17 protein-coding genes and 4 pseudogenes are annotated in these 23,971 nt (G+C 58.5%); 14 read left to right on the top strand and 7 right to left on the bottom strand.

The window, feature by feature from the left end; translation table 11 throughout:
* The first annotated feature begins 5 nt into the window (after positions 1-5).
* On the top strand, positions 6-407 hold the full coding sequence (locus ACSKB8_RS36660; RefSeq protein ID WP_438109397.1) for a hypothetical protein: 402 nt from the start codon (positions 6-8) through the stop codon (positions 405-407).
* 167 nt (positions 408-574) lie between these two features.
* Entirely contained in the window at positions 575-1,024 is a 450-nt protein-coding gene (locus ACSKB8_RS36655; protein WP_438109396.1) for a tetratricopeptide repeat protein, read from the top strand.
* A gap of 154 nt (positions 1,025-1,178) precedes the next feature.
* Here ACSKB8_RS36655 and ACSKB8_RS36650 read toward each other — a convergent pair whose 3' ends face one another.
* Positions 1,179-1,970: a hypothetical protein gene (locus ACSKB8_RS36650; RefSeq protein ID WP_438109395.1), complete on the bottom strand. Its 792-nt coding sequence runs from the start codon at positions 1,968-1,970 to the stop codon at positions 1,179-1,181.
* 145 nt (positions 1,971-2,115) lie between these two features.
* On the opposite strand from ACSKB8_RS36650, the gene ACSKB8_RS36645 reads away from it, so the two are divergent.
* Together ACSKB8_RS36645 and ACSKB8_RS36640 are read left to right on the top strand one after the other, a co-directional pair.
* A complete protein-coding gene (locus ACSKB8_RS36645) occupies positions 2,116-2,427 on the top strand; it encodes a hypothetical protein (protein WP_438109394.1) in 312 nt (103 codons plus the stop codon).
* 995 nt (positions 2,428-3,422) lie between these two features.
* Entirely contained in the window at positions 3,423-3,782 is a 360-nt protein-coding gene (locus ACSKB8_RS36640; RefSeq protein WP_370986619.1) for a transposase, read from the top strand.
* Between the two features lie 99 nt (positions 3,783-3,881).
* Here ACSKB8_RS36640 and ACSKB8_RS36635 read toward each other — a convergent pair.
* Positions 3,882-4,527: pseudogene (locus tag ACSKB8_RS36635) on the bottom strand (AAA family ATPase).
* A gap of 502 nt (positions 4,528-5,029) precedes the next feature.
* Here ACSKB8_RS36635 and ACSKB8_RS36630 point away from each other — a divergent pair.
* The 10 genes and pseudogenes from ACSKB8_RS36630 to ACSKB8_RS36585 all read left to right on the top strand — a co-directional run bounded on the left by ACSKB8_RS36630 (position 5,030) and on the right by ACSKB8_RS36585 (position 18,631).
* Positions 5,030-5,989 (top strand): calcium-binding protein, encoded by a 960-nt coding sequence (locus ACSKB8_RS36630; RefSeq protein ID WP_249760912.1) that lies wholly within the window; start codon positions 5,030-5,032, stop codon positions 5,987-5,989.
* A gap of 204 nt (positions 5,990-6,193) precedes the next feature.
* Complete coding sequence (locus ACSKB8_RS36625; RefSeq protein ID WP_438110812.1) at positions 6,194-6,808, top strand: class I SAM-dependent methyltransferase; 615 nt, start codon at positions 6,194-6,196, stop codon at positions 6,806-6,808.
* Between the two features lie 129 nt (positions 6,809-6,937).
* Positions 6,938-9,172 (top strand): annotated as a pseudogene (locus ACSKB8_RS36620) (peptidase domain-containing ABC transporter).
* Positions 9,162-10,504 (top strand): annotated as a pseudogene (locus ACSKB8_RS36615) (HlyD family type I secretion periplasmic adaptor subunit). Before ACSKB8_RS36620 ends, ACSKB8_RS36615 begins: the two co-directional pseudogenes overlap by 11 nt.
* Entirely contained in the window at positions 10,501-12,570 is a 2,070-nt protein-coding gene (locus ACSKB8_RS36610) for a tetratricopeptide repeat protein (RefSeq protein WP_438109393.1), read from the top strand. The pseudogene ACSKB8_RS36615 and the gene ACSKB8_RS36610 overlap by 4 nt, the downstream one beginning before the upstream one ends.
* Before the next feature lie 44 nt (positions 12,571-12,614).
* Complete coding sequence (locus tag ACSKB8_RS36605) at positions 12,615-15,023, top strand: glycosyltransferase WbsX family protein (RefSeq protein ID WP_438109392.1); 2,409 nt, start codon at positions 12,615-12,617, stop codon at positions 15,021-15,023.
* The gene (locus ACSKB8_RS36600; RefSeq protein WP_438109391.1) at positions 14,968-16,578 is read left to right on the top strand and encodes a glycosyltransferase; all 1,611 of its coding nucleotides are present in this window, start codon (positions 14,968-14,970) and stop codon (positions 16,576-16,578) included. Before ACSKB8_RS36605 ends, ACSKB8_RS36600 begins: the two co-directional genes overlap by 56 nt.
* A gap of 40 nt (positions 16,579-16,618) precedes the next feature.
* Positions 16,619-17,062, top strand: coding sequence for a hypothetical protein (locus tag ACSKB8_RS36595; RefSeq protein ID WP_438109390.1), 444 nt, complete (start codon positions 16,619-16,621; stop codon positions 17,060-17,062).
* A gap of 130 nt (positions 17,063-17,192) precedes the next feature.
* Positions 17,193-18,293 carry a polysaccharide pyruvyl transferase family protein gene (locus ACSKB8_RS36590; RefSeq protein WP_438109389.1) on the top strand — a complete coding sequence of 367 codons (1,101 nt, stop codon included), beginning with the start codon at positions 17,193-17,195 and terminating at the stop codon, positions 18,291-18,293.
* A gap of 53 nt (positions 18,294-18,346) precedes the next feature.
* Positions 18,347-18,631 (top strand): hypothetical protein, encoded by a 285-nt coding sequence (locus tag ACSKB8_RS36585; RefSeq protein ID WP_438109388.1) that lies wholly within the window; start codon positions 18,347-18,349, stop codon positions 18,629-18,631.
* Positions 18,632-18,682: 51 nt separating this feature from the next.
* Here the strand turns inward: ACSKB8_RS36585 and ACSKB8_RS36580 are convergent, their stop codons facing one another.
* From ACSKB8_RS36580 to rfbA, 5 genes and pseudogenes are all read right to left on the bottom strand, one after another.
* Complete coding sequence (locus ACSKB8_RS36580) at positions 18,683-19,606, bottom strand: hypothetical protein (RefSeq protein WP_438109387.1); 924 nt, start codon at positions 19,604-19,606, stop codon at positions 18,683-18,685.
* 410 nt (positions 19,607-20,016) lie between these two features.
* Complete coding sequence (locus tag ACSKB8_RS36575) at positions 20,017-20,970, bottom strand: alginate O-acetyltransferase AlgX-related protein (RefSeq protein WP_438109386.1); 954 nt, start codon at positions 20,968-20,970, stop codon at positions 20,017-20,019.
* Positions 20,971-20,973: 3 nt separating this feature from the next.
* Positions 20,974-21,837 carry a class I SAM-dependent methyltransferase gene (locus ACSKB8_RS36570; protein WP_438109385.1) on the bottom strand — a complete coding sequence of 288 codons (864 nt, stop codon included), beginning with the start codon at positions 21,835-21,837 and terminating at the stop codon, positions 20,974-20,976.
* Positions 21,838-21,894: 57 nt separating this feature from the next.
* The gene (rfbB, locus tag ACSKB8_RS36565; RefSeq protein ID WP_438109384.1) at positions 21,895-22,962 is read right to left on the bottom strand and encodes a dTDP-glucose 4,6-dehydratase; all 1,068 of its coding nucleotides are present in this window, start codon (positions 22,960-22,962) and stop codon (positions 21,895-21,897) included.
* Between the two features lie 24 nt (positions 22,963-22,986).
* A pseudogene (gene rfbA, locus ACSKB8_RS36560) lies at positions 22,987-23,864 on the bottom strand (glucose-1-phosphate thymidylyltransferase RfbA).
* Positions 23,865-23,971 lie beyond the last annotated feature (107 nt).

Raw genomic sequence — 23,971 nt, 5'->3', positions numbered from 1 at the left:
GAGAGATGGCCATAAGGAATCTGATTCTGTTCGCGCCCATCCTGCTCGGGGGATGTTACGGCCTCGCCGGTCATGATGAGGTCGACCGCTACTTCCAGCGTTCTGACACCATCACGATGAGCGCCGGCAACGCCAAAGAGGTTAACGCCGCTACCCACACAATCCATCCATGGCCGCGCAACGTCGGTGATCGCAGGATCGCGTACGATGCGCGGCGCGTGGGGGCAGCCGTTTCGCGTTACGGCAACACGCAACAGCCGGTGGATCAGCTTCCCGACATGGGCGATCCGACGAAACAAATGGGCGAGAAGCCTCCCGTGACCCAGAATGTTAACGTAACCGGATTGGGGGCTGGATCGACTGCTGGAGTATCGGTACCGGTTGGCGCGCCGGCAGGGGCTAGGTAACGGCGTTTGATAAGTGAACTTTGCGACGCTACTGGCCAAAGCTGCAGTGAGTCCGCTAGGCCGGGCGGGGGACAAGAGTTATGCGACGTGCCATTGTATTGCTGACCTGTTGCTGGCTGGCACCAGGCCTTGCAGCCTGTGACCAGACACTAAGGGAGGCCGCCGTCGTGGCTCCCGTCGAGCCGCCTGGCGGGGATTCCGTGCAGGAGCCAACCGACGTCAAATATTATCCCTCGGACGAACCGGTACGGCTGGGCTTGGAGCATTTCAACCGCGGCAATTACGGGATTGCCCAGCGCTATTTCAAGGACGGCGTCGAGAAATCGCCCAAGGACGTGACCGCTTGGATCGGGTTGGCTGCGAGCTATGATCGGATACGTCGTTTTGATCTGGCTGACCAGGCCTATGCCCAGGCGATCCGGCTGGGAGGCGAAACCGTGCAAGTCCTGAATGATCAGGGTTATTCGTACATGCTGCGTGGCAATCTGAGTGCGGCGCGGCGGAAATTTGAGAAGGCCTATTCGCTCGATCCAGGTAACCCGGTTATCGCCAATAACCTTGAGCTACTGAACGGCAGCCGACGGTTCATTGAACGGCCGCCGAACAACCAGCCATAAGTCGAATAACTACCTGCAAAGCTATTGCAGGCGGGCTTTGGCGCTCGCCCTTGAACGTGCAGATCGGTTACCGAACCTTGCGCGCCATTCTATAAGCTTCACAGTCGTTGCAGGGCGTTGGCCCGCCGCTCGTCAATTGGACCCGATCACAGCATCAGCGTAGTGGCTCCCATTTCGCGTAATGACAATGACGCCGTTGCGAATGGTAAATCTCGCGCCAAGCAGTTTTCGCACCTTCTCCGTGATCGGAGAAGGGAAGGGGATGGTTTCTCCCGAGACGGGATCGCCGACCTTGGTCGACTCGAGTCACGGACCCCGCAACCGGGGCAGGCTTGATATAGTCGCGGATCAGCTGAATCTCTTCGCGCGACAGGATGAGCGAAGCCTGATCAGGCCGGGTCTCTGGCGGCGGCTTAGGCGGTTCACTGATTAGCTTCTCACGTGCCTCGTTGGCGGTTGCGATCTGATCAAGCCTGGCTACGCGGAGCTTGAGCGCGATAATCTCGCGTTGCAGCGTGGCGATCTCCACTTTGAGCGACTTGACCTGCGTGAAGACAATCGTCGCGCAAACGCAGCTCACGAGAACAACAACGCTCAGCAATCCGAGCAACCAGCGCTCGATGTTTCCCATCGACCCTGTGGGCCCCTCGGGTAGTTGACCGCGCTGCAAATGCTCGTGCCAAATTTGGCGTCCTCGCTTCATCCAATCTGTATAGGCGGTCACACTGGCGGACACACCTCGTACAGAACCGAAATGTGCGGATGACGCAGCAGAGGCCTCCTGGGCCGGATGAACTATAGGTGCTTTGTTGCTTTGCTCGGCGCGTGGCTCCGGCTTTTGGTTCTCGGCGAGGTGACGCTCCACCGGCCGATGAGCGGCGGTGTGGAACGGATCACGCCCCATCGGCTGATCAGGCTGGCCGATAGTTTTTCTCGAAAGAGTCATCTATCAACTTTAGCGGGTGCGCCGACGCGGCTTCGAATAGGGCACCAAACGGTCGTTTGCACGCTGCGTTTGCGTGCCGACGTCGCCGGGTCTGTAAATCATTCACCATTTCCGTGGGCGCAAAGCGTGCCGAAAGGCAAAGCTTATGTCAATTGAGGACAACGGCGGCAGCATTGGATCAGGACATCGGAACCACAGATATCGTTTCGTAGCACCAGCCCTATGCGCGCGCACAACGGTTCGCCTTACAGACGAACGACTTCGCCGCCTTCTGGAGGACTTCGAGCGCCTGATCTGCTTGCAATCGTTCTACGAAGATGCACCGATACGATTGCTTTGCACGTCGAGCATTGATGGCGTCATGAATCCAAGCTACCAGATTCTGCTTGTCGGGATGGCCATCCTCGTCGTCATCGGCCTGCGGCTCCTGATCAACCATATCCGGCTTGGGCGCTGATCCCGGCGGTCACCAGCGACCGCGAGATGGCGTAGTCAATTGGCATCGATATCAACCGGACCCTCATCTTGGCGTTCTCGCTCGGTGTCTTTTTCGCCGCATTGGGAGGAGCTCTGGCGGCATGCTCTAGCTTGCGTCGTTTGGCTGGAGGTTGCTCAAATTGGCCCATGATGGATTGGAGCGAGAGCCATCAGCTTCCCGGCAATCGCCAGCTGACCGATCCGGCCCCATGCCGGCGAATGCGACCCGCACTCAGCTACACCATGCCACGGGACATGATCCATACCCGCCCCAGTCGGCGCAACGTGGGCGGCGAGTTCGCTCGCCGTTTTAGAGCGAGAGGTCTGCTGTTGGCGGCGCGAAGCGGACATTTGCCAGAAGTGCGAAGCGCTGCTGACCGTCGGAAGGAAGTCTGCCGAACGAGCGGCGGCGAAGTGGGCTCCTATCACGCAGCGCAGGCGGGACCACAGCGACTTCAGTTTCGCGATTATTCTCTGTTCTAACGGAGAGGCCTAGCCAATCTGAATTAAAAGCCGCTCGAGTAAACCTAGTGGCGACCGCGTTCACTTTGCTCTCATGTTTCGGGCGCGATCTTTTGGGCAAACGTCACATCGCCCGACTGGCCGGCACTGGCATGAAGCACAAACTATCGTCCAGCTCGGATGGCTGAGGAAGCCCAATACAACTCGCTTCACCCATGTCGACGGCGCGACACGCGACCTCCGCAACTTAGGCAGGTGCCCGACTGAAAGCGGCGTCCGAATTGCAATTAAAGTTCCGAAAACGTTAATTGCACTGCAGCTAACACTTAGGAATTAGTTTGCATAACCAAAAATATCATTCATGAACTTGGCATAAGTATGATAGCATCACCTTGAGTCATTTTCCGAATCCCGGCGTATATGTTATTTGACGCTGGTCAGGTCGAGCCCTGGCCAAGCCAGACAGCGAATTCTGCGCGAGCTTACGGGCCGCAACGAATACTAGGCGCGAATATGAAGAAGCATTCTCACGAAGAAATCATGCTGAAACTTGTCCGGGCAGATGAACTGGCCCGAGCGGGCAATTCCCAGGTGGAGATTTGCAAAGCGCTTGGGGTGAGCATCATGACACTGCATCGTTGGCGGAAACTGTCGCTAGGCAAGGACGAGGCGCAATCTTCGAACCTTCGCGAAGCTGGCACGAACGCGCCCACCGATCTCCCGACTATGAGCGAAATGCGTCGTGTGCTGGAAGAACTCACGGTCGAGAACCAGCGCCTGCGCAAGCTTGTCACGGATCTTATGCTCGAGAAGATGAGGCTTGAAGAGACTTCGACACCGGCGCTCCGCGCTGGCCAGGCACGCAAAGCCTGATTCGAATATCATTCATCTCACTGGTCGAACGAGTACCTGCATCTCTGCGGATCATGCAGTGGATGTGCTGAGCGCGCGTCGTGCGATTGTCGGCTGCTGCTATCGCGCGATTCCGACGATTTTCTCGATTTCGTCTGCCAGGGCTTGAATTTCTCGATCGGCCGGATCGCCAGCCACGAAGCTCGCGACCGACTGTCCGTAAGTGAAGGACCGAACGAACGCGAGGCGGCTTGCGATCGGGGGCCCAACGATCTCGCCGAATTCACTCAGTTCCTCGAACAAGCTGGCGCCCCTCAAGGGTACGGCCATCGACCCGGTTCGGAACCAGAATGACCTGAACTCGATCTCGCCGGCGCTCGCGCGCCGCCTCAATGATGGCCAGCGTCTGCGTCGTTGCATCGAGATCCAGCCCTGAGGCAGTGCAGGGGACTAGGATCAAGTCTGCCACCGCGATCGATGCTCCCATTCCGCGCGCGTTGGGGGCAGTATCGATCACCACCATGCCGGCCTCAACGTTTCGGACCTCCTGAGCCCAAGCGGATACGGAAATGTCCTCCAGGGCCATCTCGTAGACCGGGAATTCCAGATTGCCCAACTCCGCCCAATGAGCGGCGGAGCGCTGAGGATCGCTGTCGACCAGCGCGACATCGTGACCCCTGCGGGTCAACTCGGCGGCGATACAGATCGCGATCGTCGTTTTGCCGACCCCGCCCTTGCGTTGGGTGACTGTGATGGTTGTCCGCATCGGTCGGGGAGAATTCATGCGGCGCTACAATAACAAGTGATCGTATTCTCGGCAGATTCGGTCGGTGCCCTTCATCTCGCGGGCTGCCGACCGCTTGCTCCTCGTGCAGTGAGGCGGGCGAAGCTCGTACATATGGTCTCCACACATGCCTCGTCGACGAATTTCGTATGGGTACGGATCAAACCGCCGGCACATGGCGAGAAAAGCGTCATTCGATCACGGATTCCCCTGCATCGCCGGGCGATAGTTAACACAATATGACATTGCCTCAAATTCGAGTTAACAGCGCGTGAATTTGATCCTTGACAGTGATTGTGCGCCGCGACTAACATTCATCATAACAAAAATAGCCGGCGCCTTAACATTCTAACATAAGGCGCTGGTGAGCCGGGCGGATGCAACCTGTTTGCTCCCGTTCAAGTCGCAGCACATTCAGCCTCAAGCACCTTTGCCGCTGATTGGCGCGTCGGATCATCATCAGTAAAACTTGAAAGGGGGTACCATGGCCGTCTCGTACCTGACGAAGACTGAGCTGGGCCAATTTCTTCACCAGAACGGAAACCACATCGAGGCGAGCGTCAGATCGGCGTTGATCGACTCGCTCGAGCAAAGCGGTGTATTCAGTGACGATCCCGGGGATGCTTCGAGAGCATGGTTCGAGTCCGGACCGTTCTCCGGAGGGAGCGTTCCGCCGGTCGTTAACGTCCTCGACGTTTCGCAGTCCACCACGGTCGAGACCACGCCGAACCTGAAGGCGATCATCCTCGATGACGCCGGCGGCAAGACGCTCGACGTGATCGGCGGCGATAACGACGTGTTCGTCGCCATGGGCAAGGGTTCCGACAGCGTGAACCTGTACGATAGCGGCGACGACACGGTCTATGGCGGCAGCGGCAACGATGCGATCCACGGCGGGCACGGCAATAGCTCGCTGTTCGGCGGCGCCGGCAATGACAGCATCTATGGCGGCACTGGCAACGATACGTTGACCGGCGGCACCGGCAACGACCGTCTCGAGGCGGGCTCCGGCGCTCAGTTGCTCGAAGGCGACGGTGGCAACGACTTCCTGAAAGATCTGGCGTCGGGGCACAGCACGCTGTCCGGTGGCGACGGCAACGATACGCTGGTCGGCGCGCAGGGCGATGTCTTCCAAGGCGGTGACGGCAAGGACGTGTTCTGGGTCTACGGCGGCGGGGCTGCTGCGAACTCGACGCTGCAAGGCGGAAGCGGCGACGATACGTTCCACGTCCAGACCCACACCGGAAACGATACGATCGTCGGCGGCACCGGCACGGACACCGTGGACTTTGCCAATCGCTCTTTCTTCGATGTCACGAAGATCGACGTCGACGCGAAAACGAGCACCTACACCCTACACTTCAGCGACAACCAGACGGTCGCGGTCAGTGGCGTCGAGGATCTCCACTTCACCGATCAGGACGTCCATCTGCCGAAGCTTTGATCCGGCTCCTGCAAGCTACGTGTGTGAAAGCCCCGCTCACGGCGGGGCTTTTGCTTTGGAGTTCGAGAGTTAAGCCGTCCTCCGCCTCCTGTCGTCTTATCATTGCCATGTCTTGCTTCGATGCTGGAGAAGTTCTGATTTGCTAATATTATCACCTGGCGCTCACCGGGCGCCCGATGCCAGGAACAGATCTTGTCTGCCAAGATGAAACGCTTGCTCAATGCGGGCTCGGGACCCGGTACGGCCCAGCGCATTGCCCGGATGATCGTCGACCATGGCTGGGAGGAGACCCGGTTCGACATCGACCCGGACGTCAAGCCAGATGTGCTCGGCTCGATTCTTGGTTTGAGCGGTGCGTTCGAGTCTCAGTCTTTCGACGCGGTTTGGTCGTCGCACGTGCTCGAACACCTCTATGCCCACGAGGTCTATCCGACGCTGCGTCAGTTCCACCAAGTCCTGAAACCAGGGGGATTCGCCTTAATTATGAGCCCGGATGTGGAATTGGTTGCTCAGTTCATCGTCGAGCATGGCATTGCCGCGATAGCCTATCATTCGCCGGCGGGGCCGATCAGGCCGCTCGACATGCTCTACGGCCATTCGCGCGCGATCGAGGAGGGGCGCGTCCACATGGCCCACCGCACCGGATTTACAGCCGAGCGACTCGGCAATCTCCTGCTGATGGCCGGTTTTCCGACCGTTTCGGTCAGCACCCAAAATTTCGAGGTCTGTGCGCTCGCGCTCATGCCCGAGGCCGACGGCGAGGCCATCCAGAGGTCTTTGTTAGAATCCGGCTTCAATTTTCAGGAAGCCCGGTCCTGACGTATCTGCGAGTGTGGCCAACCATTTCTCAAATTCAACGATAAGTGCTGCTGGCCTTTTTGCCACAAAATGTTATGCTCACAGTCGAATGTGAAAGTATTAACATAGATGGCAGGTAGCTTGACATCCATGACCGTCCACGGTGTCGATGACCAGAACCTTGCCGATGCAGCACCGGCATCGGCACTGGGGTGCCTGATCATCGTCGCACGACAGCACGGGCTGCACCTCACGTCCTCACAGCTCATTCAAGACAACCTTCTGCCGGACGAGAACGTCACGCTCCATCAGCTTATCCGCTGCGCGGAGAAAGCGGGCATGCGCGCGAAGTGCGTCAAGCTGATTGGGGCGGACTGTCTCATCTCAAGAAGGCGCTCCCGGTCATCGTTCGGCTTCGCAATGGGAGCCATATGGTGCTCCTGCGTGTCGAGGGAGGCGCACACAATACGCGCATCGTGCTGAGGGATCCGAATGCCGCGGAAGACGCGCTGCTCGTGATCGACCAACCACGATTTGAAGATATTTGGTCCGGCGATCTCGTCCTGATCAAGCGCAACTACGAGATATCGGACGAAGCGCAGCCGTTCAGTTTCGGCCTCGTAGCCGCGCTGTTGTTCCGCGAACGCCGCATGGTCCGCGACGTCGCGATTGCCGCCGTGATCCTCGGGCTTCTCGGCCTGGCGCCGATCATGTTCTGGCGCTTGTTGTCCGACAAGGTGATCTTCTACAAGGCGTACAACACGTTCTATGTGCTCTGCGTCGCGATGCTGGTGGTCATAGCCTTCGAGGCGGCTTTCTCGTTCTTGAGACAGTTCCTTGTCCATCGCTTGACGACCAGGCTAGACGTCAAATTGTCGACCTACGTCTTCGAGAAGGTCCTCAATCTTCCCATCGACTATTTCGAGCAGACGGCCGTCGGCCTCGTCGCGCGCGACATTCGGGAAGTCTTTCGCATTCGCTCGTTCCTGATGGGGCAATTGTTCGGCACCATTCTCGAACTCTACGACGCTGATATTCTTCCTGCCCGTCATGTTCTTCTTCAGCCCCGTCATGACGATCGTGGTTCTCGCCTTGTCGGCATTGATCGTCGCGTGGCTCGTCCTGATGTTGCCGAATTACCGCAAGGCGTCGACTGCGGTGCTGGCCGCGGAGGGCGCGCAGGGCGCATTTTTGGTTCAGACCTTGAATGGCATCCGGACGATCAAGTCGCTCGCGCTCGATACGCGGCAGCGCCACATGTGGGATGTTCTGGTCGCACGCGTTGCCAAGGCCCGGCTCGTGGAAGGCATGACTGGAAACGCCATCCAGTCGGTGGTGCGTCCGCTGGAGCGGCTGGCCGTCAGCGGCTCCTATGCGCTCGGCGTCTATCTCGCGCTCGAAAGCAACGATCCTGTCTATATCGGGGCCCTGTTCTCATTCCTGCTGCTGTCGCAGCGCGTCTCGGGTCCGCTGATGCAGATGGCGCAGCTCATCAATCAATACGACGAGGCGCGAAGTGCGGTTGCAATCGTCGGCAATCTCGTCAACCGGCCGGCGGAAGAGGGGCGTTCCGGCCATGGCGTGCGTTCGCCGCTCGAGGGCAAGGTGGAGTTCTCCGGCGTCACCTTCAAATACAAGGGAGCGCTATCGCCCACGCTGAACAACATCTCCTTCGAAATCCCGCTGGGGACTACTTTGGGCGTGATGGGCAAGAGCGGATCCGGCAAGACCACGATTACGCGTCTGCTGCAGCGGCTGCATTCCGATTATGAGGGATTGATCAAGATAGATGGTATCGACGTTCGCGAGTATGACATCGACCATCTCCGTCGTAACGTGGGTGTGGTGCTCCAGGAGAATTTTCTGTTCAGTGGAACCATCCGCGAAAACATCACCGCGGCCAAGCCGGACGCGTCATTCGATGATGTGGTCAGGGCGGCGAGGCTGGCGGGCGCCGAAGAATTCATCGACAAGCTGCCGCGTGGCTACGAGACGCATATCTATGAAGGTTCGCCGAACCTCTCGGGAGGGCAGCGGCAGCGGCTTGCGATCGCGCGTGCGTTGATCGTCAACCCGCCCATCCTGATTCTCGATGAGGCGACAAGCGCGCTCGACGCCGACAGCGAGGCGATCGTGAACGCCAACATAACGCGCATCGCGCATGGCCGGACGCTGATCATCATCTCGCATCGCCTGTCGTCCCTGACAAAGGCGGACGCAATTCTCGTGCTTAATCGTGGTGTGGTCGACGATATCGGGCGGCATGAGGAGCTCCTGGCGCGCAACGATATCTACAGCTCGCTGTGGTATCAGCAGAACACGCATCTGGCGCCGGCAGCCCGCAGCGATCGGTCAAAATTTGGGAGTCCGACGCTTGTCTCCTGATGGTGCGCTTGCGACCGTTCGCCAATTTCAATCGGAAACGGATGCGATCCGAGAGGAGGCTGAGCCTCTGATCGCGCGAGCAACGCTGTTTGTGCTCTCGGCCTTCCTGGTCACGATCGTTGCCATTCTCGCTCTGACGCGGATAGATCGCGTCATCACCAGCGTTGGGGGGCGAATCGTGCCGGTGGGACAGATCAGCGTCCTTCAGGCGCTGGATCCATCGATCATTAAGACGATTGACGTGCGGGAAGGCGAGCAGGTGCAACCGGGACAGCTTATTGCGACCCTGGACGCGACTTTTACGTCGGCGGACCTGACCCAGGCGAAGTTGCAGATCGCTAGTCTCGAGACTCAGGTGGCGCGCGATGAAGCCGAGCTGAACCAGCATCCGCTGGTCTTTGCGAGCAAGCCAGACCAGAACTACCAGAAATACGCAGCCTTGCAGAAGGCGCTCTATGATCAGCGGATGGCGCAATATACCGCGCAGATCAATAGTTTCGATTCGAAGATCAAGCAGACGCAGGCGACGATGGAGAAGCTTCGCGGGGACGATGCGAGATATCGGCAGCGTGACGAGATCTTGCAGAAGATCGAGACCATGCGCACGACGCTGGCCGAGCACGGCACGGGCTCGCAACTCAATATGTTTATCTCCCAGGACACAAGGCTTGAATTGCTGCGGACCCTGGAGAACACCCATAACAGCCTAATCGAAGCCCAGAATACGCTCGCCGCGTCAATCGCGGACCGTGACGCCTTCAAGCAGCAATGGTTTGCGCAACTGAGTTCAGGATCTCGTGACGACTCGCAACAAGCTCGACGAGGCGAGAGCCTCATATGAGAAGGCGCTCAGGCACCAGGATCTGGTCCGATTGACCGCCGCCGAAGACTTGGTCGTGTTGACGATGGCAAGGCTCTCGGTCGGGTCGGTGCTGAAGCCCGGCGATCCCTTCATTACTCTGATGCCGACCGACACCAAGCTCGAGGCTGAAATTCGCATCGCCTCGCGCGATGTCGGTTTTATCCGGCCCGGATACCTGCACGATGCGGATCGATGCGTTCAATGCCGCGGAGCATGGTACAGCCGAGGGCAAAGTGCGCTGGATCAGCGAGGGTGCCTTCACAACCGACGACGATGGAAAGCCTATCGAAGCGTACTACAAGGCGCGGTGCTCGGTGGATTCGACCAACTTCAAGGATGTCCCGAAAAACTTCCGCCTGATTCCTGGCATGACGCTTGCGGGAGACGTCCATGTCGGCACGCGGGCGGTCGGAATGTATCTGCTTGGCGGAATGCTGAAGGGCATCCGGGAGGCCATGCGTGAGCCATGACGGCATTGACCCGATCGCTCCTCCAATGGCTTCGGCCCGCGTCTCACGGATCTGACAAAAGGCGGCTTGGTCCGGCGGAGGCGGCGTTCGAGCGCGGTCACTATCTGGAGGCACTAAAGTTCTGGAAGCGTGCCTCGCAAAACGGCGACGCGGAAGCGGACTATCGGATCGGCATGCTCTACGCCAAGAACCAGGGAGTGGCGGGCAGCATTCCCGATGCCGCGGTGTGGTACGAACGCGCGGCGCAGCGAGGTCACGCCGAGGCGCAATATCAACTCGGCCTGATTTATCTGTACGGTGTCAACGCCAGCCTCGGACCGAATAGGCCGGAGACCTGGCGTCAATCCTCCGCCGCCCGATTGGGCGATACCGCGTCGAATGTGCATCACCTGATATTCCCGCACGGGACCAGTGTCGCTAAGGATATTTGCGCCGCGTTTCGCTGGATATCGGCCGCGGCCGAAGCCGGCAAAGCGGATGCTCAGACCATCCTGGGCAATCTCTACAGCGAAGGGCAGGGGTGCACGAAGGACCTCGCTGCTGCACTTCGTTGGTATCAGGCGGCGGCCGATCAGAAATTTGCGCCGGCCGAATTCGCGCTCGGCGACGTCTATTATCAGGGACGCGGCGTACTCGTCGATTTCGCGCAGGCTGCGATCTGGTATGGCAAGGCCGCGGCGCACGATCACGTGAGGGCGCAGATTGGGCTCGCATTCATGACGTTGAAGGGTATGGGCTTGCCCGAGAACCCGACTGAGGCCGCTCGCCTGTTCCAGAGTGCGGCCACGCATGATGATCCGATCGCACTCTACAACATCGGCCTGTTACGGCTCAGCGGCAAGGGCGTCGCCAAAGACCTCGATCGGGCCGAGTCCGCGCTGCGCAAGGCGGCGCGGAAGGATTACCTTCCGGCAATTCAGGCACTCGCGGAATTCTATTCGAACGGAGCCGATGCCGAGCCCAATTTGCGGGAGGCGGCGGTTTGGTACGAGAAGGCCGCCGAGCGGGGCGATGCGCAGGCGCAATTCTTCGTCGGCCGGTTCTATGCGACTGGTGTCGGTGTCTCGCCCAACATTCGTCAGGCCGCGAAGTGGTTCGAGCGCGCGGCCGAAAATGGCCATGCCACTGCGGCATTCAACGTTGCGATCTTCTATCTCAACGGCTCCGGCGTTCAGCGCAACGTGGAGGCCGCGATCAAATGGTTCGAACGTGCCGCAGATGGCGGTATCAGCGCCGCACAGGTGCAACTCGGAAAGCTCTATTCAACCGGTGCCGGCGTTCCCAAAGATCAGGAAATGGCGTCGGAATGGTTGAGCAGGGCCGCCGGTAGCGGAGATCCTGACGCCAAGACCGCCTACGCGCTCTTCCTGCTTCATCAGGATGCGTCTGATGATAACGTTGCACGCGCGCACTCTTTGCTGAGAGAGGCCGCGGAGGCCGGTCATCCTCCGGCGGCGTTTCAACTGGGCGCGCTGAAGATAGGTAAGTTCGGCGGAACCGCCGATATACTAGGTGCCACTCCATGGCTCACGCGCGCGGCGGATGCTGGCCATGTCGAGGCGCAGTACATGCTGGGGCTTCTCCATATGGATCCGAAGAGCGGGGTGGGGAATGCGCAGGCAGCATCATCATGGATGGCCAAGGCGGCGCGCGCGGGGCATGCAGCCGCACAATTCCAGCTCGCCGTCATGTACTGCACAGGCTACGGAGTGGGCCTGGATCTTGCTGAGGGTGTGAACTGGTACGAGGCCGCTGCAGAGCAGGGACATACGGTTGCGCAGTACAACCTCGCCGTGATGCTCGGGAGGGGACAGGGGCGCCAGGCTGACGTGACGAAGGCGACGGAATGGTTTCAGAGGGCCGCCGAGCGCGGCATGGCGGAAGCGCAGGTTGCGCTGGGCGACGCGTTGATGTCGGGCCGAGGCACCGCGCAAGATCGCGACGCGGCGGTCAATTGGTATCAATACGCGGCGCGGCAACGCAATGAAGGCGCCGTGCGGCGCCTCCAGTCGATCGGCGCGACACGCGATCGGGCCTTCACATCGGAGACAGAAACTTTGCGCTAGTCTGCCAGTGCGGAACGAAGCGTCCAATGCATGAATGAGTAACAATGGCTGATTTCCTTTCGAAGCTCGCGCGCGACGCCGGTCAGAGAGAACCTCGGGCAAGGCGCAGTGCTGCCGCAAGGCTGCAATCCAGGTCAGAGCCGGGCGCCACAAAAGTAAACAGTTCTGCGAAGGAGCTCGCCGCCGAAGGACCGGCGAGCAGGCAGACGGAGCCGCCGCGCGAGGTCGAGCAGCCAGCGCCAGCCGTCGACCTTGCAGATGCCGCGCGCACCCTCAAGGGCCTCGGTCTGTTCGACGAGGATTTCTACGCCGCGAGTTATCCGGACGTGATCGCGGTCGGCGCCGATCCGTTCGAGCATTTCTTTCTCTATGGCTACAGGGAAGGTCGTAAGCCAAATCCGATCTTCGACCCGATCTGGTACGTCACAACCTATCCCGATGTGCAGGACGCGGAGGCGCATCCGTTCCTGCACTATGCGACGGTCGGCGAGCGCGATGGGCGGCGGCCAAGCCCCTATTTTCAGCCGGCCTGGTATCGGGAGAAGTACGGCATTCCGGAAGGTGAGAGCCCGCTCGCACACTATCTGAAGAACCGCCTGGGCCCCTTCAGCCCGATCCCGGAATTTGACGCGCAATATTATCGTCAGACCTATCAGGACGTTGCAGCGGCCGGCGTCGATCCGTTCGAGCACTTCATCTTTCATGGCTATAAGGAAGGGCGCAACCCGTCGGCAGAGTTCGACACCAAGTTCTACATTCAGCGCTACTTCAGGGGTAAGACGGACCAGAATCCGCTTCTGCACTATCTCGAGCATCGCCACGAGGATGGCATCTATCCGTCACCTCCGGAGAACGAAGCCACGATTCCAGCCGAGATCAAGCGGTTCACCCGTCCGAGCTCGCTGTTCGAGGAACTGCGTCCATTGCCGGCCGGCGCAAAACCGCGCGCCAAGGTGCTGGCCTACTATCTGACGCAGTTTCACGCTTTCCCTGAGAACGACAAATGGTGGGGCACCGGCTTCACCGAGTGGACGAACATCGCGCGCGGCATACCTCGATTCAAGGATCACTACCAGCCGCGGATTCCGCGCGACCTGGGTTTCTACTCGCTCGCCGACATCGAAACCATGCGCAAGCAGGCGAAGTTCGCCAAGGCGGCGGGCATCCACGGTTTCGTCTATTACTACTACTGGTTCAACGGCAGGCGCCTCTTGGAAAAGCCGCTGGAGCAATTCCTGAAGACGCGCGATATCAACATGCCGTTCTGCCTGATGTGGGCCAACGAGAACTGGACGCGGCGGTGGGACGGCATGGAGGGCGAGGTCCTGATTTCGCAGGACTACCTGTCCGACGATGACGAGCGCCTGTTGTCGGACTTCAATCGGCACTTCAAGGACAAACGCTACATCCGTGTCCAGGGCCGTCCGCTCCTGATGATCTATCGGCCGCGCCTCATTCCGGACACGGCAAACGTCATCGCGCGCTGGCGCGCGATCTTCGCGAAGAAATTCAACGAAGATCCGATCATCATCATGAGCCAGAGTTTTGATGATTACGATCCAACTGTTAACGGCATGGACGGCGCGATCGAATTTCCGCCGCACAAGCTTACCAAATACGTGCCGCTGGTGAACTCCGAAGCCAAGATCCTGGACGATACTTATGCGGGGCAGATCTACAGTTACGACGACGTCGCCAAATATTCGCTTGACGAGCCGCGTCCGAATTTTCCGCTGATCAAGACGGTGGTGCCGAGCTGGGACAACGATGCGCGCCGGCAAGGCTCGGGCCTCGTGATCCAGGGCTCGACCCCGCAGAAATACGAGGCGTGGTTGTCGGCGCTGGTCGAGCAAGCGCAGACCCACACCTTTTTCGGTAAATCGTTCGTCTGTATCAACGCCTGGAACGAATGGTGCGAGGGCGCGTATCTCGAGCCCGATCTCCACTTCGGTTCGGCTTACCTGAATGCCACCGCGCGCGCGGCCACTGGTCTGACCCGCGACCTGTCAGTGCCCAAGATTCTGCTGGTTGGACATGATGCGTTCCCCAGCGGCGCGCAGCATCTCTTGCTGAACATCGGCAAGACGCTGCGCAGCGGCTTCAATATCGAGATCGACTTTCTGCTGCTTCAGGGCGGAGCAATGGAAGCCGAATACGCCTCGGTCGCGCCGCTCACCGTACTCAAGCAGGCTTCCGAGATCCCTGCGACCCTACGACATTTTCGAGAAAAGGGCTTTACAGCGGCGATCGCCAACACGGCCGCGAGCGGTCGCGCCGCAAAATTCCTCGTCGAAATGGGCTTTCGGACCGTTTCCCTGGTCCGACGAATTGCCGCGGATCCTGCACGAGAAGCACCTGGAAGAGCTCGCGCGGGCGGCGATTGGGAGTGCGCATCGTGTGGTGTTCGCCTCGGATTTCGTGCGCGACAAGCTCGTCGAAGCGCTTGGGCTTGATGGGACCGATGAGCGTTTCCTCATTCGCGCGCAGGGCAGTTACAAGCAGATCGAGCCGGCGCCGACGGAAGCCGGGCTCGTTCGCAAGGAATTTGGCGTTGCGGCTGCCGACAAGATGGTGCTCGGCGTCGGCTATGCCGACCTGCGAAAAGGCTTTGATCTGTTTCTGCAAGTCTGGAACTTGGTGCGACGACACAATGAAAATGTCCATTTTTGCTGGGCCGGCGGCATCGATCCAAGCCTCCAGGAATGGCTGGGGCCGGAGATCAAGCGTGCTGAGGCCACGGGCCACTTTCATCTCGCCGGTTATCGTTCGGACATGCAGGGCCTCTATTCCGCGTCCGACGTTTACGCGCTGACCTCGCGCGAGGATCCGTTTCCGACGGTGGCGCTGGAGGCGCTCAGCGTCGGCGTGCCCGTCGTTGCGTTCCAGGACTCTGGCGGTATCCCGGGCTTCCTTCTCAAGGAGAACGTCGGTCGCGTAGTACCCTATTGCGATGTGCCGGCGATGGCGCAGGCCGTGGAGAACCTTCTGCGCTCGACGCCATCGGACGCCGAGCGTACTCGCATGACGGAAATCATTCAGACCAAGTTCGCATTTGCGGACTATGTCCGCGATCTCTGGCGGCTTGCCGTTCCGTCACTACCCACCGTGTCGGTTGCGGTGCCGAACTACAACTACGCGCACTGCCTGCCGGAGCGGCTTTACACCATTTTCGACCAGAACCATCCGGTCGAGGAGGTCATCGTGCTCGATGACTGCTCGTCCGACGACAGCATTTCCGTCATCGTGAAGCTTGCCGATCAGCGCCAGCGCGATCTGACGCTCGTGATCAACGAACAGAATTCCGGCTCGGTGTTCGCGCAATGGGCCAAGGCTGCAGAGATGGCGAAGGGAGAGTTCCTTTGGATCGCTGAGGCCGACGATCTCTCGGAGCCGACCTTCATCTCGAGCCTGCTGGCGCTGATGAGCGGTGACCCCGACATCGCGTTCGGCTTCACCGACTCCAAATCCATCGATGCCGATGGCGCCCATCTCTATGCGAGCTATAAGCCTTATTACGCTACAATAGAGCCAGGCGCATTGTCGCGGACCGAGGTGTTCGATGGTCGCGATTTCGTGGCCCGCTACCTCGGCGTCCGGAATACGATCCTGAATGTCAGCTCGGTCCTGTGGCGCCGAGAGGCGTTGTTGCGCGCGCTCAATGCCTGCCATGACCGTCTTAGTGAATTCCGGATGGCTGGCGATTGGCTGCTCTATCTCAAGGCCCTTGAGGTTCAGGGCGCGAAAATCGCCTATATCGCGGATCCACTCAACGTTCACCGCCGCCATGCGGCGAGCGTCACCCATTCGTTGAAAGCGCAAAAGCACATCGAAGAGATCGACGCCATACACCGTCTGGCTCGGGAGCGGATCGGCTTTGGCGAGCGGGAACTCGGAGCCCAGGCCTCCTATCTCCAGGAAGTGTCGGCGCAATTGCTGGCAACAGCCGCCGACGCTGAGAAGCCGAAGCGGACAGCAAAAGCTGCGTCGCGCGCTGCGGGCGAAAGGTGATCGTGGTGACTGCAACTAATGGGCGTTTTGGGGTGACTTGATGTTTGTACCTTCTGCTGAATCGTTGATGAGCGCGTTAAACCTCGACAAATCCGCTTTGGATGGTTCCGGCCATGTCAACGTGCCGGCAGGCTTGCTCAAGCTGTTGTTACAGATCGCCATAGCCGCTGCCGAGTTCGACGGGGACGGTTATTTGCGGGAGAATCCCGACGTCGCAAAAGCGGTTTCTCGTGGGGAGGTCGAGAGTGCACACTTGCACTACATAGGCTTCGGCTACTTTGAGGGCCGCCGTGGAGGAGGGCCAGCCGTGGATGCCGAATGGTATCTCGGCAAATATCCCGACGTCGCGGCAGCCGTAAGGGATGGTCGAGTAAAATCTGCGGAAGCACACTTTCTTTCAATTGGTGGCGGCGAAGGGCGATCGCCGGCGGCTGACTACGAGGGAGAGGCGGCGCAATGGAAATCAGCGATCAGGGGAAGGTAGGATGAAGATACGGTGACGATCCTTGTTGTGGCCGCAAAGTTATTTGGATGATGGTGGTCAAGAGCAATATGGGTGGGAATAAGCGCGCTACAGATTGGTTTAGGATCGATATCGCCTCCGGAGGAGCACAGTGAAAATTTTTCTGCTTGGAGCAACGCCGAGCTTTTCTGCGGAAGTTGGCGAAGATCCGATGTCAAAATTGGCGAAGACCGGAGGTAATACCGGGAACCAGTTGATTGCGCGCGGGCTGCTTGATCGTATCGTCTACGACGACCTCTCGTGGGATCACAGTATCGACCCCAGGGAAGTGCATGAGCGCTTCGACATGATTGCCGTTGCGGCGGCCAACTTTCTGTTTCCACAATTCGATTTGGGCGGCATGGCGCAATACATCGAGCGCGCCGACTTGCCGGTGGCGGTAGTTGGTCTCGGAGCTCAATCAAACAACTACGATCCGAACATAAGCTTGATGCCTGGCACCGAGCGGTTCGTAAAAGTTATTGCCGAAAGAGCCGTCAGCATCGGCGTTCGCGGCCCCTACACCCAAGAAGTTCTCGCGCTTCGCGGTGTGCACAATGTGACTGTGACCGGATGCCCTTCCTACTACATGGGAGGACCTCACGGCATGAACATCCCTCGGCGGCCGTTTGAAGAGGTCAAGCGCCTTTCCATCAACGCGTCGCGAGACGTCGTCGGTCATTCGTTCGACAAGGAAAGGATGCTCCGGCTCGTGCGCGAAATCTACGGCACGGGAATAGTCTGGAAAGCGGATTTCGTTGCTCAAAGCGAGCAGGCCGAAATCAGGTTGGCAGACAAGCAGGCTCGGAATTCTGAAGAAGCGTTGAAGGAAATTTCAACATTCTTGGCGAACGTCGCCCCCGAGGTCGACGTGCGGAAGTGGGCGGCCGATCACGTGCGGGTCTTTTTCGACGTGGATGACTGGCTCGATACCGTTCAGAACTATGATTTCGTGTTCGGGAGTTGCTTTCACGGCTGCATGGCCGCTCTACAACGCGGCGTTCCTGCTCTTGTCATCTGTCACGATACAAGGACCGAGGATATGTGTCGGTTCCTGGGTATGCCATTCGTCTCCATCGTTGATCTTGATAAAATTGATGTGGCGCAACTCTATAGTCGTGTTGGGCTCGGCAGTCTCGCGCGACGCTATCAAGGGCTCTATCCAGCATACACGCGATTTCTCTCGGCTAACAAACTCATCGTCAGGAACTGACCGTCTCTAGCCTCAGATCCCGGGACTGCAGCGGGCATGTAAGCGCGTCCAGAGTGACCGATGCACTGATCACTCATTCCGGCATCAAGTACAAATCAGTAAAGCCTTATCGTGGTCCCTTATGGTTGAACGGGATCTCCAGACTGAGATACCAAAATGGTGTCATGGCAATGATGCCGTGCGGTGCCATTGCGGTTGATCCGTCGTTCCAGATCGAACAGCCGGTCATAAGCGGAAAGCGTGTGCTTGCAGTGACGAGTGACCGCTTCCTTGCCGGGTACATCGACGCGTTACCCAATATTTTTCAAGTTGTTGCTATCGTACGATCTGATTTGTAAGGCCGAGGCTGATCGCGGGTGCCGTCGTTGGACCTGGAGCGCGTGTGATGTTTAGTTCTCTCCCGCGCGACAAGCCTTCAGAACCTCGCTCGCGGTTCTCAACATTGAGGCGGACGGATCACCCAAGGTCGGGGCCAGTGCTCCACCTTCGCTGTATTCATTCCAGGAATAGATCAGCGCAATCTGATAGGGGCATCGATCCGGATGGTTCGACATGAAGCGCGACGCCTGTCGGCAGGCGAAAGAGAACTCGCTAGGGGTTGCGATCGCGACATGCGCACTCTTGTCGATGCGCGTGTAATCCCGTTTGTCATAAGCGGGAGGGGTCTCCTTTCGCGGTCGCGAATCCCAGCCGACCATGACGGTCGGCACCACACTGCCCGAGGTGTGGGCCAACTCATGTTCCCAATATTGTTCTACGTGTCGTTGGAGCTCGGGATAAGTGCCAGACCTGTTTGGCCCGAAATTTATCCCATATGCCGAAACGGCATCGGCGCCTATCTGCTTTCGGATCGTTTCAGCTGTAGCAGGTGGTGTGTGCAGAAGTACGATGTAGGGAGTTCTACCACCCGAAGAAGTCGCCTGATTTCGCAGGTGAGACAGCGATTTCCCGAGTTCGGCGAGCGAACCATTCCAGTATGAGGGCAATAGGGCATCGAGGTAGTAGAGGAACAGAAGCGGTCTGCCGTCTTGCGTTCTCTGGTAGTTGTGGTCCGAAAAGAGACCGTGAATGCGCTTTGTCGCTTCGTCGAATCCGTTAGCGCGACCTAGCGTGTCCAAGGTCGCTATCAGACAATAGTTCATCTGATCGGCAATGCCGCTTCGACGATGGTACTTCAGCCCCTGCATCATCGAGTGCGCGAGGTCCAGTTTACCATCGCTGCCGTACGCTAGATATGCCCAATAGCCGAGACCGGCCGCATGAGCGACCCGTATCTCTTGGTCGAACGAGGCCTCGGTAGCGTTGAATTGCAACGTTTTGGAATCAGTCAGACGGCTATGGAGCGGCGCACGAAACTGCCAGCGTTGGGGACTCAGAGCTTTTTCTTCTTCATAACAGGGCTCCCCCCTCGTGTCGCAGTATTGTGCGTCCCACCTTATGGCTCCGAAGATAGGGCATCGAGTTCTTGCGTAACTGCGGGTGGGAAGCAGAAGGCTGGCGAGAAACGCTCGCAGAAGAGTCCGACGCGTTGATATGTACGAGATGGCTGACATCTACTGTTACGACCAGATAGGTGGGGCCATTCATTTGCCTCGGAGGACATCCACGCAGCTGCTGATCGTTCCAGAACAAGCTGCACACGAACTCGTAGACGTGAGGGACAAGAACTCGCGCCACGGGAGTTTGTTCCACGCTTGGAGGCATGCGCGGTTCCCGTTTCAGGTCATGATGCTCTCCGTTCGGACTGCGAACGCAAGACAGACTGAAGTTTGTTGGTTGCATGGCGCCTGATATCGATGTCATCCATTGGTATGACGCGGACAAATCGCTCCGCAATCTCTGTCAGGAGAATATCCGGCTTGAACTCGTCGACCAATTTCCAGTCGATGGCGGCCGACCAGACAAACATCACGACATCGACGGTCTCGGCAAACATTCCGGTGAGCATATGAGGCCGATACTCAAAAAAGGAATCACCGAACACGAGCATCCGCACTTTCGCCAGAGGGTGTCTTTCATTGCGATATTCGACGATCGATCCGACGTGCAGTAACAGATCGTTCGGCACTTGGGCGGTTTCACGCGCGGTCACGATATCGTTGGCCTCGACCCGGGATGCTCCGATGCCAAAACGTCCGAACCGGATCGTCTCGGACCGTTTTGGCGTCAACTTAGAGCCGAGATCCCAGCTACCCTCGCGGGCTGGTGCGTTCCGCATGATCAGATCTGCCTTTTGCGGTATCACCATGTAAGAGCACAGCATCTGATAGGCGCTGAAACAGCCCTCCACCGTCCAATGAGTATCGGTCCGATGGAATACTTCGTAGTTGCCTGCCTGCTTTCTGAGATACTTGGTTAGCGGCACCAAGATCCCGCGCAACTCGGCATCATCGCTTTCTTCCAGGATTTCGGCTGGAAATCTCATTTGAGCTGTGACGGCGAGTGCCTTCGTCCTGAGAATCGAGAGTTTGTCCGGAACAAAACAATGAAGATATTTGATTCCTCTATCCGTAGCAGCTCTCTTTCTGCTGGTCAGGAGAGCTTTCCATGCAGAACAGATCAATTGGAGATTGTGGTCGGATTCGGAGAAAAGACGTGCGACGTCGTTGCTGCCACCGACCAGGAAGAGATGGCCGTCGTCTCCCTCGAAAACGTCTTTTGAGAGCTGCGGCACCACGCTCTACTTTCGTCTCAGTGCTATGCAATCTTGGGCTAACTGTCCGTGATCAGCATAGTCGATGACAGCGAATAGATTGGAGAACTTATCGGAGAGATATCTGTCCGTTACGAAGCATTCTGCAAACTCACTGCGTGCCACTGAGTCCGAGGGCAGCCAAAAGAAATTGCCGGACCTGACTTCCGCTATTGCGGTGTCGATCGCGTCATGGGGAAGCCGCTTCAGAATGAGATCTATCCAGAAGTGTATCTCTTGACCATTGATCTTTTTTCGGTGTGCTTCCTTCAGGTCCTCCAAGAACCGAATGCCGAGAGTCGTTATGAAGCAAATGCCACCTGGTCTGAGAATGCGGGCAATTTCGGAAATCCACCGATCAAAATAGTGCTGGTTAAAGTGTGAAAAAGTCGACCACGTGACGAAGTGGGTCGCAAATCCGTCACGGAACGGGAGCGGTGGCAACGGATCGGTTTTGACGAAGCTGATATAGCTGTTCGCCTTGCGCGCTTCGACGATGAAGTCGAACGGTTCAATCGCGTAGATGTTCGCCGCGGGCACATCCTTCATAAAAGCGCGCGCGATGCGGCCCCAGCCGGTTCCAAAGTCGATCAGGATGCTGTCCTTGGAGAGGGAGGCGCCGTTGGCGTTCAAGACGCCGACGCAGTGCTCGCGAAAGCTGAGCGCACCTCTGATCGCCATCTCATTCGAGTTTCCCTGCAGATGGCGCTGCAGGTCCGCTGACGGAAATGAGGGGAAGGCGATGCCCCGTATCGAAGGCTCTCTGATGCTCCTGACCAGATCGGACCGCCATTCCTGGTCGGTAAGAGGCGCATAGGTCTCATATATCTTGTTGATCTCGGTGTTGTGCATCTCGTCCTCGATTGAGAAAACGCCGGGTTTTGAGGCAGAATGCCGCCTCTTTCAGACCTACTGGGCGAGTCCGACCCGCTTGGTCTGATATCCGCGCTCCAGGATCGCCTGCCACCACGGCTGTTGATCGACGTACCAGTGCACGGTCTTCCGGATGCCGGTCTCGAAAGTCTCCTCCGCGCGCCAGCCGAGATCGCGTTCGAGCTTCGAGGCGTCGATCGCGTAGCGGCGATCGTGGCCGGGGCGGTCGGCGACGAAGGTGATGAGATCGCGGCGCCGCCCGCTTTGACTCGGACTAATCTCGTCGAGGAGATCGCAGATACTTTCAACCACATGGAGATTGGTGCGCTCGTTTCGGCCGCCGATATTATAGGTCTCGCCGACGGCTGCGTGCTCGAGCACGAGTGTGAGGGCTTTGGCGTGATCCTCGACATAGAGCCAATCTCGAACATTTTTTCCGTCGCCGTAGACGGGAAGCTGCTCTCCGGCCAGGCCCTTGATGATCATGTGCGGGATCAGCTTTTCAGGGAAGTGATAGGGGCCGTAATTGTTCGAGCAGTTGGTCAGGAGCGTCGGCAGCTCGTAGGTCTCATGCCAGGCGCGCACCAAATGGTCGGATGAAGCTTTGCTTGCGGAGTAGGGTGAATTGGGCGAGTAGGGCGTGGCTTCCGTGAAGAAGCCCTCCTCGCCAAGCGAGCCGAACACTTCGTCCGTGGAGATATGCTGGAAGCGGAACCGCGCCCGCTTGTCCGGAGATAGCGTCCTCCAGTAGCGTAGGGTCTCCTGGAGCAGTGTGAACGTCCCCACGATATTGGTCTGCATGAATTCGCCGGGGCCGTCGATCGAGCGGTCGACGTGGCTCTCTGCGGCAAGATTCAACACAGCGTCGGGCTGATAGTGCTCGAACAGCCGGCGCAGTCCCGGGGCGTCGCAGATGCATTGCTTCTCGAAGGCGTAGTGGAGGTTTTCGGTCGCGCCGGGGAGGGAATCGAGGTTTGCGGCGTAGGTGAGCTTGTCGATGTTGACGACGCGTGCGTGGCTGTTGCGCAGGAGGTAGCGCACGACCGCGGAACCGATGAAGCCGGCCCCGCCCGTCACGAAGATGGTCAACCCCTTCAAACGCATGATCAATCAACTCCGTGCGGCAAATTAGGCCGCTCTGTGCGCGCGTGCGACGGACTGTAGATATTCGCCGTAGCTGCTCTTTGCGGTCTTCGCGGCCACCCGGTCGAACGCTTCAACCGTGATGTAGCCCTGTCGCAACGCGATTTCCTCGGGGCAGGCGATGCGCAGGCCCTGGCGTTGCTCGAGGATCTGGACGAAATGGCTGGCTTCGACAAGCGAGGAGTGCGTACCGGTGTCGAGCCAGGCAAAGCCGCGACCGAGCACGTCGACATAGAGATCGCCCCGCTCCATATAGGCCTTGTTGACGTCCGTAATCTCGATCTCGCCGCGTGCCGATGGCTTGATCCGCGCGGCGATGTCGACGACGTCGTTGTCGTAGAAATAGAGCCCGGTGACCGCGACGTTGGACTTCGGCTGCTTCGGCTTCTCCTCGATCGAAAGCGCGCGACCGGCCTGGTCGAGCTCGACCACGCCATATTGCTCAGGCGTGTTGACGACATAACCAAAGATGGTGGCGCCCTTATTGCGCAGGGATGCCTTTGTTAACATTCCTGGCAGGCTGTGCCCGTAGAAAATGTTATCTCCTAACACTAGGGCCACCGGATCGTCGCCGATAAAGTCACGCCCGACGATGAATGCGTCAGCCAACCCCCGCGGCGTCTCCTGCGTGGCGTAGGAAAATGTAGGCCGATTTCGCTGCCATCACCGAGCAACCGCTCAAAGAGCGCCTTGTCCTGGGGCGTGGAAATGACCAGAATTTCCCTGATTCCGCCGAGCATTAGCGTCGAGAGCGGATAGTAGATCATGGGTTTGTCGAAGACCGGCAGAAGTTGCTTCGAGACGACGGTCGTCACGGGATAGAGGCGAGAGCCGGTGCCGCCTGCGAGAATGATGCCTTTCATTGCTCCTCACAGTTTACTTATCACAACCATAACATATAATGTGAAGAGTACAAGTTAGTGACGACGCCGAAACACCGGTGTCGGTCGGCAAAAATTCGCAGTGCTAC

The organism is Bradyrhizobium sp. BR 1432, assembly GCF_051547705.1.
In the GTDB taxonomy this organism is placed as follows: Bacteria; Pseudomonadota; Alphaproteobacteria; order Rhizobiales; family Xanthobacteraceae; genus Bradyrhizobium; species Bradyrhizobium zhanjiangense.
Note: the sequence above shows the minus strand (reverse complement) of the source record. Positions and strands in the feature narration are given on the sequence as shown.